The organism is Pedobacter heparinus, assembly GCF_032678725.1.
In the GTDB taxonomy this organism is placed as follows: Bacteria; Bacteroidota; Bacteroidia; order Sphingobacteriales; family Sphingobacteriaceae; genus Pedobacter; species Pedobacter heparinus_A.
The window spans coordinates 138,933-151,952 of sequence record NZ_JAVTSC010000004.1 but is presented as its reverse complement, the minus strand read 5'-3'; the positions used below and the strand labels follow the sequence as shown (position 1 = coordinate 151,952).

Sequence of the window (13,020 nt, the reverse complement as noted above, 5' to 3'; positions counted from 1 at the left end):
ACCTGTAAACCAAATGACAATGAAATATACCCTTCTTCTTGTGTTAATGCTCCATGTTACCTGCCTATGGGCGATGGGAACAGATGATCCGGGATTACCTGGAGATGATCCTGATTTACCTATTGATGGAGGGGTAGCAGCTTTGCTGCTTGCCGGGGCTGCTTATGGATTAAGGAAAATTAATCAGCAAAAAGAAACTAAACCGTAATGCCTTCTTTCCTTAAAATGTAATTATAAATACCTTCAATGGGTTTTTGGAGAATCTGCCCAAGTTTAACCTGGTTATTTAAGCAGACTTCTTTTAAAATGTCCTGATAAATAAAGGCAATTGAACCTACGAAATGGCAGTCAAGACTTTTATAATTGCTGTAATCCTTAATGTTGGTGTTAACAAATTCCTGAAAGCCTTCCCTTAACAGATTTACAATGAAAGGATGGTCTTTATGGTTTACCATGAACCTGCTGAAGGAAGCCAGGTAAGTATTTGGCGCCGGTTTCTGGTATACATTGGTAATCACAGTTTCTTTATCAACCTGGAACTCCTGCGCAAACTCGAAGGCCAGTTCGGCAGGCATTTGATGGTATAGGTAAGTAGTGATCAGTTTTCGTCCGAACCAGGTTCCAGATCCCTCATCTCCCAGCACATAACCCAGGCCATGTGCGCCAAGGTGCAATGTTTTACCATCATAATAAGAGATGTTAGAACCTGTCCCCAAAATGCAGGTCAATCCTTTTTTATCGCCGCAGGTAGCATAAGCCGACCCCATCAGGTCATGCTCTACAGATACATAAGCATTGGTGAAAAAGGAAGATATCCCATTAGATATGACTTCTACCTTATCGGGTGAGGAACAGCCTGCGCCAAAGAAATAAACCTCTTTTACCTGACTGGCATAAGCAGCGATCTCCTTTTTTTTAGAAAAAAGCTTAAAAATGTCATGTGCATTTAAAAAATAAGGGTTAATACCTTGCGTATTGAAGTTGATTTGTTCATTGGGGCTGTAACCCATCCAATCGGTTTTGGTAGAACCACTGTCTGCTACTAGAATCATTTGCTAAAAATAGTAATCTTATTGAATATTTAAAGTGCCACTGATTTCTTTTAGACTAATTTCTGTAAGTTTTGCCTGATATTGTGCTTCAAGGTACCTGGTAATGGCGTCAATTGAGTTTCTTTGAGCCTCCCTTAGCTCCAGTGGAGCAATACTGCCCAATCTGTATTTTTCCAGGGTGATGTCCAGGTTCTGCCTGGCAATATCCACATTGTTTTGCTCTATTTTCAGCAAATCGAGATTGGTGCTGTAGTTCTGGTAAGTAGAGACCAGCTGGGCGGTAATGTCCTGCTTTGTCTTATCCAGCAACAGCGCCGATGAGCTGATCTCAATCTTAGCATTGCGTTCGTTCTGCCGTTGTAAAAAACCATTAAAAATATTGACACTTGCAGTAAGCCCATACGTAAAGCCATTGGCACGTTGCTGGGTATTAAAACCGGTCGGGCTGGCGCTTTTTTGAAATTCGTACCCGCCGTTTACACCCACAACCGGGTATCGCTGACCTTTAACTTGTTTTAAATTCAGCTCAGCAATCTTTTTACTGATAAAAGCATTTTGCAGATCAGGATTGAGCTGTTCCATTTGTCCCATTAAAGTACCATAGTTCAGCGCTGCATCTATATCGATCGTATCCTCTACTTTAAAATCAAGATTCAGATCTCTGGCCATCACCTGGTTTAAAGCTGTTTTGGCAGTTTTCAGCAGGTTAATTTCCTGCAAATAAGCAGATGTGTCCGTGTTGTAATCTACTTTTGCCGCAAGCACATCCAGCTTTGAACCCCTGCCTATCGCCAGTTTGTTGTCTGCAATTTTTAAGCGCAGCTGAGATATGTCCAGCGCAGTGTCCCTGGCGGTTACCAGCCGTTGTTCTTTCGAAACGGTATAGTAAGCACTGATCACATTGCCCAGGGTGGTTAATATGGTGGCTTTGGCATTTACTTCTCCTAATTTTTGCAATTCTTTCAGCTTTTCATAATTGGTAAACATCTGGAGCCCGTCAAAGATTGTCCAGCCAAGCGAAGCCCCATAGCTCATACTGGTATTCCTTACTCCGTCCAATGTTTGCTGATTGCCATTACTTTGTGTTCTGGTGATGTTTTGCTTGCTGCCTCCATCACTAAAACTTCCCTCTACGTTGGGCAGCATGCCTGCATTCCCCGGATTTACATTGTTTTTGGCAATCTGAACATCGTTATTTACCAGTTTAATGTCATAGTTATTTTTAAGCGCTATAGTAATTGCTTGTTCTAAGCTCAGCCGTTCCTGTCCAAAAGCAAGCTGTGTGCCAGTACACAAAACCATCAGGGCAAGTATTAATGCCCTACTTTTCATCCTTTTCATGTGCCAATGCTGCTTTTAATGATTGTTCCAATTCTGTATTTGTTTTGTGTTCCTTAGACCAATAGGAGTAAATGGCGGGGATCACAAATAATGTTAATATCAAAGCAAAGGTGGTTCCACCTACAATAACAATACCCATACCCATGCGGCTTTTGGCAGCTGCACCTAAAGCCATTGCGATAGGTAAAGCCCCAATGGCGATGGCCAGACTCGTCATTAGAATAGGCCTTAACCTGGAAACCGAGGCTTCCCTGATGGCGTCGTGTACACTTTTGCCTTTTTCTTTCAGCTGATTGGCAAATTCGACAATCAGGATCCCGTTTTTGGTTACCAGGCCAATGAGCATAATGGTGCCGATCTGGCTAAAGATATTCCAGCTTTGCCCGAACAGCCAGAGCGACAAAAATGCCCCTGCAACAGCCATCGGAACTGTTAAGATGATAATGATGGGGTCGATAAAGCTTTCAAATTGTGCCGAAAGGATTAAATAGACCAGTAGTAATGCCAGGCCAAAGGCGAAGAGTGTATTGGACGAGCTCTCCTTGAAATCCCTCGATTCCCCACCAAGATCGGTAGAGAAGGATTCATCCAGTATTTTTTCAGAAATCCTGTCCATAGCCGCTATACCGTCACCTATACTTTTGCCAGGTGCCAGACCGGCTGAGACGGTAGCCGCAGTAAAGCGGTTGTTGCGATACAATTGCGGTGGACTGCTTTCTTCCCTGGCAGTGACCAGGTTGTCCAGCTGGATCAGCTCATTTTTATCGTTCCGTACATATACAGAACTCAGGTCGAGCGGATCTTTACGGTCGCCTACCTCAAACTGACCGATGACCTGGTATTGTTTCCCATTCATAAAGAAATAAGAAAAACGCTGACCGCTTAGCCCCAGTTGCAGCGCGATGCCGATGTCTGAAACAGAAACACCCAGGTTCTTAGCCTTATCCCTGTCAATCGTCAAATCAATTTCGGGTTTATTAAATTTCAGGTTTACATCTGAAGTGGTAAAGGTTGGATCTTTTGCAACCTCGTCCATAAACAAAGGCACTTTTTCTCTCAGTTTTTCAAAATTCTGCGCCTGAATGATGTAATTAACAGGTAAACCACCACGCCTGCCCACAGAGATGGTGGGCTGCTGTGTAACGGTAACCTTTCCTTCTGAGTATTTCCTGGTGATTTTAGTCAGATTTGCGGCAATCTCCGCTTGTGTCCGGTTCCTGTCGCCCGGGTCAACCAGTCCCATTCTTACAAAGCCGCTGTTGGTAGCACCGGTACCCCCAAACCCTGGAGAGGTGATGGTAATGTTCACTTTCTTTTCAGGCACGGAATCATTCACCATGTCCTGAACTTTCATCATAAACCGGTCTGTATACGCAAAAGAAGAGCCTTCGGGCGTGGTCAGGTTCATGTTGATCGCACTGCGGTCATCATAAGGTGCCGTTTCCTTTGGCAATATTTTCCAAAACAGTACAATGATACCTACACAAACCAGGATGATGGGGATCGCGAGCCATCTCCGGTCAAGAAACTTATTCAGTTTTTCGGCATAACCATCATTCAATTTCACAAAATAAGGCTCGGTTATTTCATAGAACCTGGATTTCTTGTGCCCTGTTTTTTTCATCAGGTAAGCATTCAGCATCGGCGTTAAAGTAAGGGATACAAATGCCGAGATCAGTACAGCTGCACCAATCACCACCCCAAATTCCCTGAATAGCCGGCCAACAAAGCCCTGTAAAAATATAACCGGTAAAAATACGGCCGCCAGGGTAACGGAGATGGATATTACCGCAAAAAAGATCTCGTTGGAGCCTTTTATTGCCGCCTCAAAAGGCGAATAGCCTTCCTCTACTTTTTTAAAAATGTTCTCCGTAACCACAATTCCATCATCCACTACCAGCCCAGTGGCTAAAACCACTGCCAATAAAGACAGCACATTGATGGAAAAACCAAAAATGTACATGATAAAAAAAGTAAATACCAGGGATACCGGAATGTCAATCAATGGCCTGATTGCAATGGCCCAGTCCCTGAAAAACAGGTAAATGATCAGGATTACCAGGATGAGCGACAAAATAATGGTTTCTGCCACTTCTGTTACTGATGCTTTGATAAACTTGGTGGTATCCAGAGATATGTTCAGCTTGATGTCCTGAGGGACATCTTTTTCCAGCTGGGCAAACCTTTTGTCAAACTCCTTGGAAATATCCAGGTAATTGGCGCCGGGTTGTGGGATAAGACCCACAGCTACCATGGGCTTGCCCGATTCTCTCAGTACAGTTTCCTCGTTCTCAGAACCCAGTTCTACAAAGCCAATGTCTTTTAACCTCACCACATTATCGGTGTCGTTTTTTAAGATCAGGTTATTGAACTGTTCCGCATCGGTCAGTTTTCCCAGGGTCTTTACGATCAGTTCTGTATTTGAACCCGTTATTTTTCCTGATGGAAGCTCCACATTTTCCCGGTCAAGTGCCGCTACGATGTCTTGTGAAGTGAGCCCGTAGGCTGCCAGTTTATCTGGTGAGATGCGGATGCGCATGGCATATTTTCTTTGCCCCATGATCTGGATGCTGCTGATGCCGGTAATGGTTTGCAGCCTGTCTGCAATCACATTCTCTGCATAATCACTCAGTTCCATTACATTGCGTTTGTCACTTTGTACGGTCATGGTGATCACCGCATCGGAGTTGGCATCGGCCTTACTTACTACCGGGTTGCCATCGATATCTTTAGGCAGTCTTCTTGCTGCTTCCGATACCTTATCCCGCACATCGTTTGCGGCATCATCAATATTTTTATCCAGGTTAAATTCAATGGTGATATTGCTGCTCCCCTGGTTGCTGGAGGAAGAAATGTTCCGGATGCCGTCAATTCCGTTAATCGATTTTTCCAGCGGTTCGGTAATCTGCGACTCAATAATATCAGAGTTGGCGCCAGGGTAAGAGGTTCTTACATTGATCACCGTTGGGTCAATATTGGGGTATTCACGAATGCCCAGAAAGTTATAGCCAATAACCCCAAACAACAGGATCATTAGGTTCATCACTATGGCCAGTACCGGCCTTTTTATACTGGTGGTTGAAATGCTCATAAAGTTGCCTTGTTTTTAACCACGGAAACTTTCACAGGAGCATCAGGTTTTAATGCCATAGCGCCGGTGGTCAATACCGTATCTCCAATGTTTAATCCTGATGTAATTACAATGTGATCCGCCGTCCGGGTACCTGCTTCAACGGGTACTTGCTGCGCCTTGCCATCTTTGGTAATGAAAACTGTTTTTCCTTTCAATACGGGGATAATCGCTTCGTTGGGAATTAAAAGCGCATTCTTTTGTGTGCTAAGTGCAAGCTTTATCTTCGCAAATGAACCCGGCCGCAATTCGTTGCTGGCGTTGGGTACCAGTGCCTTGATCTGTAGCGTACGTGTCTGGGTATTTATTCCAGGTTCAATGGCGAAAACATTTCCCGTAAATCTTTTATTGAAGCCATCAGTGGCGAAAGATATTTCTGAATTCAGTTTAATCTGACCAATGTATTTTTCAGGAACCGAGAAACTGATTTTTAAGGGATTGACACTTGATAAATTTGCGATCAGGGTTGTTGGTGTGATGTAACCGCCTGCAGATATGGACCGTAAGCCAATTTTACCGCTAAAAGGGGCGTAAATAGATGTCTTTGCAAGCTGCGCCCGGATCAGTTGGCTCTGTGCTTTTAAGGACTGAAGATCGGCGAGGGAAGTATCGTATTCTTCCTGGCTGATGGCCCCTTTTTCCAGCAATTGCCTGGAGCGGTTTTCGTTGGTAGCCGATAGTTTTTGCTTAGTTAGCGCTTCCTGCAACTGTGCCTGAATGTCACGGTCGTTGATCTTAACCAGGAGCTGGCCCTTGCTTACATTAGCACCCTCTTTAAAATTGATGCTGGTCACCAGGCCCGATACCTCACTGCGCAGTTCCACGGCTTCATTTGCTTCCAATGCTCCGGTAACCTCAAGATCATTGGTAAAATCACTGGCCTGTACAACGATACCATCTACCTGTAAACCTTTCGAAGATCCTCCTTTCCCTTTGCCTGGCCCGGCACCATCTTCCGCAATTTTTTTATTGGCCGAGATCCGGTAATAGATTAAATAGGCTATCCCCAAAACGATCAGGGTATAAATGACATATTTTAGTTTCATCTGTGTTTTGTTATGCTTGTGTAGCTGTTATACTAACGGACAAAAATATTTAAATATGACCATAATAGCTTGTATTAAGTGTGTTACAGGCCCTGCTTATCAGTATTTAGCGCATCTCCGGCCCAGAGACCCCTTGCTTTAGGAACCAAATTTTTCTAAGTTTGGCGGTTTAAGAATAAATTTATGATTAAAACATCATTATTAGGATTAGTAATATTACTATTTGCAGGTATGGTAGCGAGATCGGAGGTTAAAATAGGGTTCGATATTAGTTTTACAGAGCCCCAGGCACACTATGCCGAAGTAGAAATGAACATTTCCGGTTTGGTTAAAGATTATATAGATGTAAAGATGCCGGTATGGGCGCCGGGTTCTTATCTGGTTCGGGAGTTTTCTAAAAGTGTAGAAGGCTTTAGTGCAACTGCCAATGGCAAAGCCATTAAATATGAAAAAGTAAGAAAAAATGTCTGGAGGGTTTATTCGGCTAAGGTAAATGCCATTAAAATAAAATACCGGGTATATGCTTTCGAGGTTTCAGTGCGTACTTCTTTTATTGATGAAAGCCATGCGTTCTTGTCAAGTACAGGCATATTTATGTACCCTGACGGCTTGCTTAAACAATCAAGTACGGTAAAGATCATTCCTTACAAGGGTTGGACAAAGGTCTCTACTGGCCTGAAACCTGTTTCCGGGCAAGCTTTTACCTATGCGGCTGCTGATTTTGACACGCTATATGACTGTCCGATTGAAGTGGGCAACCAGGACGTTTTTGAATTTATGGCGTCGGACGTAAAACATGAGGTTGCGATGTTTGGTGGTGGCAATTACGATAAGGAACGCCTTAAAGTTGATATGGCCAAAATTGTTGAGCAGGGAACGGCTATTTATGGCGAGAATCCGAATAAGCATTATACTTTTATTGTACATAATTTTCTGTCCGGAGGTGGAGGCCTGGAGCATATGAATTCCACGGTTTTAGGTGCCAAACGCGATGCGTATCAAACCGAAACTGGTTATAAGGGGTTTTTAGCGTTGGTGGCCCATGAATACTATCATTTGTGGAATGTAAAAAGAATGCGCCCGGTTGCTTTGGGGCCGTTTGATTACGACAAGGAGAACTACACTACAAACTTATGGGTAGCGGAGGGTTTTACCGCTTATTATGAGAATAAGCTATTACTGCGTGCAGGTTTTATTAACGAGCAGGGTTTTGTTGATGCCCTGGTTACTGCAGTAAGCAATGTGTCCAATACTCCCGGCAATAGTGTGCAGTCGGTAGCGGAAGCCAGCTATGATGCCTGGATTAAATACTATAGGCCTAATGAAAACTCGAACAACACCACGGTATCTTATTATGCCAAAGGTGAGGTTGTGGGCTTGTTGATGGATTTGGAAATTGCGCATGCCACAAAGGGTGCAAAAAGTTTGGATGATGTAATGAAAACCATGTACCTGCAAAATAAGGCCCAGAAAAGAGGTTATACTGATGCAGAATTTAAGGCTATGGTTGAAAAGATCAGCGGTAAAAGTTTTACTGATTTCTGGGCAAAATATGTGAATGGGACCCAGGCGCTGGAATACCATAAATATTTTGGTTATGCGGGCATTAAGGTAAGCAATGAGAACGAAGGGAAAAGTGTTCCTTATTTAGGCATTGCATCTAAAAATGCAGGTGGACGGGTATTTGTCACGGTGGTTTCGCGCAATTCGGCAGCCTGGATTGGCGGACTCAATGTGAATGATGAGGTCATCAGTGTAGACGGAGCTCCGGTTGAAATAGCCATTGATAAAATGCAGGCCATTGCTGGTAAGAAAGTAGGTGAAGTGGTTACTTTTAAGGTGGCCAGAGATGGGGTACTTAAGGATATTGTTGTTACCCTTAAAAACAGTCCTAACCTGAAACTGGCAGGGCAGATTGATGAGGGAGCCAGTGACCTGCAAAAGGCAGTAAGGAAAGCGGTGTTGTTTTAATAAATTTAAAATAAGCCGTTCTCTGAAGAGGCATATTTCTTTCAAAGCGGGTGCATAACCGGAGGCGCTTATTCCTTTTCCATTCCTTCTGTCTTTCTTTCCCTGTGCATGGCCTGTTGGCGTATGTTTACTATATAGCTGGGCCGTCTTTTCTATATGGTTGGTATATCTGCGGATAAAGGAAAGATATAGTAAATATAGGGGAAGGCTAAAGAAACAGGCCATGCATAGCAGAAGCAGGGCAAAGCTACAGGGATGCAGTTAGGTTGGGTAGGGAGAAATAACTGTTAATAAAAAAGGCCTGAGATTTAAATCTCAGGCCTTTTTTATTAATTTTTTCTAAGCTTAAAAAGCGTAACGGATAGAAATACCGAATTGTCCTGCATCTACATCACCACCATGGTTGATCGTAAACATTGGACGCCAGTCGAAAGCGAAATCAATTGGTGCAGCAGGTATTTTAAAATCTAAACCAGCAACTGGTCTGATTTGAACAGCAGTATACCCTTTTGCAAATAAGAAGTTCGGGCCTACACCAACATACCAGTCTAAACCTTTAGCACCTTGTATAGGCGCATTGTATTGGTATTCTGCACCTACGCCAACAACATCACCTTCAAAAAATACAACACTTGCATCAATTGCATTATTCCTGGTGAAAAAATGTTTAACGTTAAAACCTACTCCTGTTCCGTTACCTGCGTCAATGCGCATACCCAAACCAGTTTTATAGTTTTGTGCTTGTGCCATGTTTGATGAGGAAGTTAACAATGCTGCGCATCCAATAAGAGTAAAAAGTAATTTTTTCATAATCATTTATTAATTGTTTGTTTTTAAACTACCCTTACAACTATTGTGCCGATTATCATTTGATTGCAATAAATGTTGCGATTAATGAGAAAAGCAAACAAGAAAGTTCTTTTGTCATTAATTATTTTTAGTTAAGTTTGAGAACATGGGTTATGCAGAGTTGTTCTGTGAAATTTTTAACCAAATCTTTAATAAAGCTGATGACGTATGGCTGCAACGGTAACAAGAGTATTTGATCTACTTCAGTATAATTTGGAAAAATTTCCTAAAGAGGAGTTTGTAAGTGGTAAAGTAAATGGGAAGTGGCTGAAGTACAGTACGCAGAAATTTAGCGAGACAGTTGATGCGCTGAGCCGGGGTTTGATTGAGATCGGCATTGGGAAGGCTTCCCGTGTGGCGGTGATGTCGGCAAACCGCCCGGAATGGAACATTACCGATTTTGCAATTATGCAGACTGGGGCTTATCAGATCCCGCTTTACCCTACACTTGCCGAACATGACATTAAGTTTATCCTGGAGAACGCAGAAGTTACGGTAATCTTTGCAGCGGATGAAAGCCTATACAAAAAACTAAAACCGGTTTGTGCTGAACTGAAAAAAGACATTAAAGTTTACACTTTTGACGAAGTAGCAGGTGCGGAAAACTGGCAAACTTTAGTCCGGGCCGGACAGGAAAAGAAAGATACAGACCTGGAAGCCTACCGAAGTCAGATCACTCCGGAAGATATTTTAACCCTGATCTATACTTCGGGCACTACCGGAACTCCGAAAGGAGTGATGCTAACCCACAATAACCTGGTAAAAAACTTTGAAAACTCGGCTGTACTATTGCCGGAGGGAATCAGAAAGGGATTGAGCTTTTTACCACTTTCCCATATTTTTGAACGCATGGTGGTTTATCTCTATATGTTTTGTGACACGGCGGTATACTATGCCGAAAGTATGGACACCATTGTAGCGGATATCCAGTTTGTAAAACCCAATGTTTTTTCTACTGTTCCCCGTTTGCTCGAAAAGGTGTACGAAAAGATCATGGAGAAAGGCAAGGCACTTACCGGGATTAAAAGAGGTATCTTTTTTTGGTCAGTAGCCCTGGCAGAAAAATTTGAAATTGAAAATGGCTGGTTCTATAATTTTAAGCTGGGTATAGCCCGGAAACTGGTATTTAAAAAATGGCAGGGAGCGCTGGGTGGCGAGATTGTGGTGATCATTTCAGGTGGCGCGGCCTTGAACCCCAGGTTGGCACGGATTTTCTGGGCCGCGGGCATGCCTGTGTTTGAAGGCTATGGGCTGACAGAAACTTCGCCGGTGATTACCGTAAATCATTTTGGCAATACCATGTTTGGCACGGTTGGCCCAGCAATTAATGGCGTAGAGGTTAAAATAGCTGAAGATGGAGAGGTGTTGGCCAGGGGGCACGATATTATGAAAGGTTATTACCTGAGGGATGACCTGACGGCCGAAACGATAGATAAAGATGGCTGGTTCCATACAGGTGACATTGGAGAGCTGATTGGGGGCAGGTTTTTAAAAATCACCGATCGTAAAAAGGAGATATTTAAAACCGCTGGGGGTAAATATGTAGCGCCGCAGATGATTGAAAACAAGTTTAAGGAAACTATTTTGGTAGAGCAGGTGATGGTATTGGGCGAAAACCGTAAATTTCCGGCCGCACTGATTGTACCCAATTTTGTAGCCTTAAAGGCATGGGCGGCCAAAAAAGGGATCAGTTATACCACTGATGAGGAAATGGTAAAAGATGCGCAGGTGATAGAGAAATTTAACCAGATTGTGCAGAGCTCCGGTAAAGATTTCGGGAAATGGGAACAGGTGAAACGCTTCGAATTGCTGGCGAAGCCATGGAGCATTGACGGCGGGGAACTGACACCTAAGCTGAGCCTGAAAAGAAAGGTTATATTGGAAAAAAACGCGACTATTATTGAAAAAATTTATACCGATGCAGAAAACTATAAAGCGTAAACATTTTGCGCCGGTTGCCGTAATCATTTTAACAGCCGTTTTATCTGCCTGTGTGGGTGGGCAGCTCGGAAAGAACAACAGCGGGCAGTACCGCAACGGGATGGTCGTGTCGGCAAATGCAGATGCCTCCCTGGTTGGTCTGAACATCTTAAAAAAGGGAGGTAATGCCGTAGATGCTGCAGTAGCAGTCCAGTTCGCTTTGGCAGTGGTTTACCCCAATGCCGGAAATTTAGGTGGTGGTGGCTTTATGGTTTACCGGTCGGCATCGGGCGAGATCAATGCATTGGATTTCCGTGAGAAGGCTCCGGGATTAGCTTCCAGAGACATGTATTTAGATTCGGCAGGTAATCCCATTAAAGAAAAAAGTCTGGATGGTCATTTGGCTGCGGGTGTGCCGGGCTCTGTAGCAGGTATGGTCGCGGCGCATCAAAAGTATGGTAAGCTGAAATGGGAAGAATTGGTTCAGCCTTCAGTTTTATTGGCTAGAAATGGCTTTAAAATAACTGCAAGAACCGCCAAAGAACTGAACAGGGAAAAGGAGCGCTTTGTAAAATTTAATCCGCTTGGAACAGCATTGCTGAAAGATGGCCTATGGTTTGAGGGTGATGTTTTAGTTCAAAATGAGCTGGCAAATACCCTGGAGCAGATCAGAGATAAGGGCAATGCCGGCTTTTATGAAGGTCCTGTTGCAGACAGCCTGGTAGCAGAAATGAAACGTGGTGGCGGAATCATGTCAGCTGCTGATCTGAAAAACTATAAGGCCGTATGGCGTAAACCTGTTGTGGGCAATTACAAAGGGTATAAAATCATTACCATGCCGCCAACTTCCAGTGGTGGTATTGCCTTGCTCCAGCTATTGAAATCTGTTGAGCCTTTCCCTTTAAAACGCTGGGGGCTAAATGCCGATTCGACCGTACAGGTAATGGTGGAGGCAGAAAGAAGGGTCTATGCAGACCGCGCTACACATTTAGGGGACCCGGATTTTTATAAGGTGCCTCAGCAGCAGCTGGTTGATGCTGCCTACAATAAAAGCAGGATGTCAAGTTTTAACTGGGCGAAGGCAAGTTTAAGCTCGGATATCAAAGCAGGGTTATTAAAAACGCCTGAACATGAAGAGACCACCCATTTTTCTATAGTAGACAGGGATGGTAATGCGGTTTCGTTAACGACTACCCTGAATGGTTCTTATGGCTCGGCAGTGCTGGTAAAAGGAGCTGGTTTTTTGCTGAACAATGAAATGGATGATTTTTCTGTAAAGCCAGGTGCACCGAATATGTATGGTTTATTGGGCGGTGAAGCAAATGCTATAGTGCCAGAAAAAAGGATGCTGAGTTCTATGACACCTACGATAATAGAGCAGGATGGCAAACTGTTTATGGTTGTGGGTACACCTGGTGGTTCTACCATTATGACTTCAGTTTTTCAGACCATACTCAATGTAATAGAATTTGACAAGAATATGCAGGCTGCAGTTACTGCAAAGCGATTTCATCATCAGTGGATGCCCGATGCTGTGTATGTAGAAGAGGGGGCGCTGGATAGTGCCGCAACGCTGGAACTGACCAGGAAAGGATACCATATTGTGCCCCGGGGAGCGATCGGAAGGGTTGATGCGATATTGAAAACCAAATGGGGTTACTATCAGGGAGGAGCAGATCCCCGCGGCGATGATAAGGCCCTGGGATGGTAG

General features: G+C 43.7%; 9 protein-coding genes. 4 read left to right on the top strand and 5 right to left on the bottom strand.

Annotated elements, in window-relative coordinates; genetic code table 11:
• The first annotated feature begins 19 nt into the window (after positions 1–19).
• Complete coding sequence (locus R2Q85_RS08030) at positions 20–208, top strand: PID-CTERM protein-sorting domain-containing protein (protein WP_316811246.1); 189 nt, start codon at positions 20–22, stop codon at positions 206–208.
• Here the strand turns inward: R2Q85_RS08030 and R2Q85_RS08025 are convergent.
• The 4 genes from R2Q85_RS08025 to R2Q85_RS08010 are packed head-to-tail and all read right to left on the bottom strand — an operon-like array spanning position 198 to position 6,569.
• Positions 198–1,052: an N-acetylglucosamine kinase gene (locus tag R2Q85_RS08025; RefSeq protein WP_316811245.1), complete on the bottom strand. Its 855-nt coding sequence runs from the start codon at positions 1,050–1,052 to the stop codon at positions 198–200. The genes R2Q85_RS08030 and R2Q85_RS08025 overlap by 11 nt on opposite strands.
• A gap of 18 nt (positions 1,053–1,070) precedes the next feature.
• Positions 1,071–2,393, bottom strand: a complete 1,323-nt coding sequence (locus R2Q85_RS08020; protein WP_316811244.1) for a TolC family protein — start codon at positions 2,391–2,393, stop codon at positions 1,071–1,073.
• The gene (locus tag R2Q85_RS08015) at positions 2,374–5,484 is read right to left on the bottom strand and encodes an efflux RND transporter permease subunit (RefSeq protein WP_316811243.1); all 3,111 of its coding nucleotides are present in this window, start codon (positions 5,482–5,484) and stop codon (positions 2,374–2,376) included. Before R2Q85_RS08015 ends, R2Q85_RS08020 begins: the two co-directional genes overlap by 20 nt.
• Positions 5,481–6,569, bottom strand: coding sequence for an efflux RND transporter periplasmic adaptor subunit (locus R2Q85_RS08010; protein ID WP_316811242.1), 1,089 nt, complete (start codon positions 6,567–6,569; stop codon positions 5,481–5,483). The genes R2Q85_RS08015 and R2Q85_RS08010 overlap by 4 nt, the downstream gene beginning before the upstream one ends.
• 183 nt (positions 6,570–6,752) lie before the next feature.
• On the opposite strand from R2Q85_RS08010, the gene R2Q85_RS08005 reads away from it, so the two are divergent.
• The gene (locus R2Q85_RS08005) at positions 6,753–8,540 is read left to right on the top strand and encodes a M61 family metallopeptidase (protein WP_316811241.1); all 1,788 of its coding nucleotides are present in this window, start codon (positions 6,753–6,755) and stop codon (positions 8,538–8,540) included.
• A 345-nt stretch (positions 8,541–8,885) separates the two neighbouring features.
• On the opposite strand, the gene R2Q85_RS08000 is transcribed toward R2Q85_RS08005, so the two are convergent.
• Positions 8,886–9,350 (bottom strand): hypothetical protein, encoded by a 465-nt coding sequence (locus tag R2Q85_RS08000; RefSeq protein WP_316811240.1) that lies wholly within the window; start codon positions 9,348–9,350, stop codon positions 8,886–8,888.
• A gap of 207 nt (positions 9,351–9,557) precedes the next feature.
• Here R2Q85_RS08000 and R2Q85_RS07995 point away from each other — a divergent pair, with 207 nt between their 5' ends.
• A complete protein-coding gene (locus tag R2Q85_RS07995; protein WP_316811239.1) occupies positions 9,558–11,330 on the top strand; it encodes a long-chain fatty acid--CoA ligase in 1,773 nt (590 codons plus the stop codon).
• The gene (gene ggt, locus R2Q85_RS07990) at positions 11,308–13,020 is read left to right on the top strand and encodes a gamma-glutamyltransferase (RefSeq protein ID WP_316811238.1); all 1,713 of its coding nucleotides are present in this window, start codon (positions 11,308–11,310) and stop codon (positions 13,018–13,020) included. The genes R2Q85_RS07995 and ggt overlap by 23 nt, the downstream gene beginning before the upstream one ends.

Bases quoted from the DNA above. Each gene is read 5' to 3' on its own strand.
- R2Q85_RS08030 (WP_316811246.1), top strand. From the start codon at position 20: ATGAAATATACCCTTCTTCTTGTGTTAATGCTCCATGTTACCTGCCTA.
- R2Q85_RS08025 (WP_316811245.1), bottom strand. From the start codon at position 1,052: ATGATTCTAGTAGCAGACAGTGGTTCTACCAAAACCGATTGGATGGGT.
- R2Q85_RS08020 (WP_316811244.1), bottom strand. From the start codon at position 2,393: ATGAAAAGGATGAAAAGTAGGGCATTAATACTTGCCCTGATGGTTTTG.
- R2Q85_RS08015 (WP_316811243.1), bottom strand. From the start codon at position 5,484: ATGAGCATTTCAACCACCAGTATAAAAAGGCCGGTACTGGCCATAGTG.
- R2Q85_RS08010 (WP_316811242.1), bottom strand. From the start codon at position 6,569: ATGAAACTAAAATATGTCATTTATACCCTGATCGTTTTGGGGATAGCC.
- R2Q85_RS08005 (WP_316811241.1), top strand. From the start codon at position 6,753: ATGATTAAAACATCATTATTAGGATTAGTAATATTACTATTTGCAGGT.
- R2Q85_RS08000 (WP_316811240.1), bottom strand. From the start codon at position 9,350: ATGAAAAAATTACTTTTTACTCTTATTGGATGCGCAGCATTGTTAACT.
- R2Q85_RS07995 (WP_316811239.1), top strand. From the start codon at position 9,558: ATGGCTGCAACGGTAACAAGAGTATTTGATCTACTTCAGTATAATTTG.
- ggt (WP_316811238.1), top strand. From the start codon at position 11,308: ATGCAGAAAACTATAAAGCGTAAACATTTTGCGCCGGTTGCCGTAATC.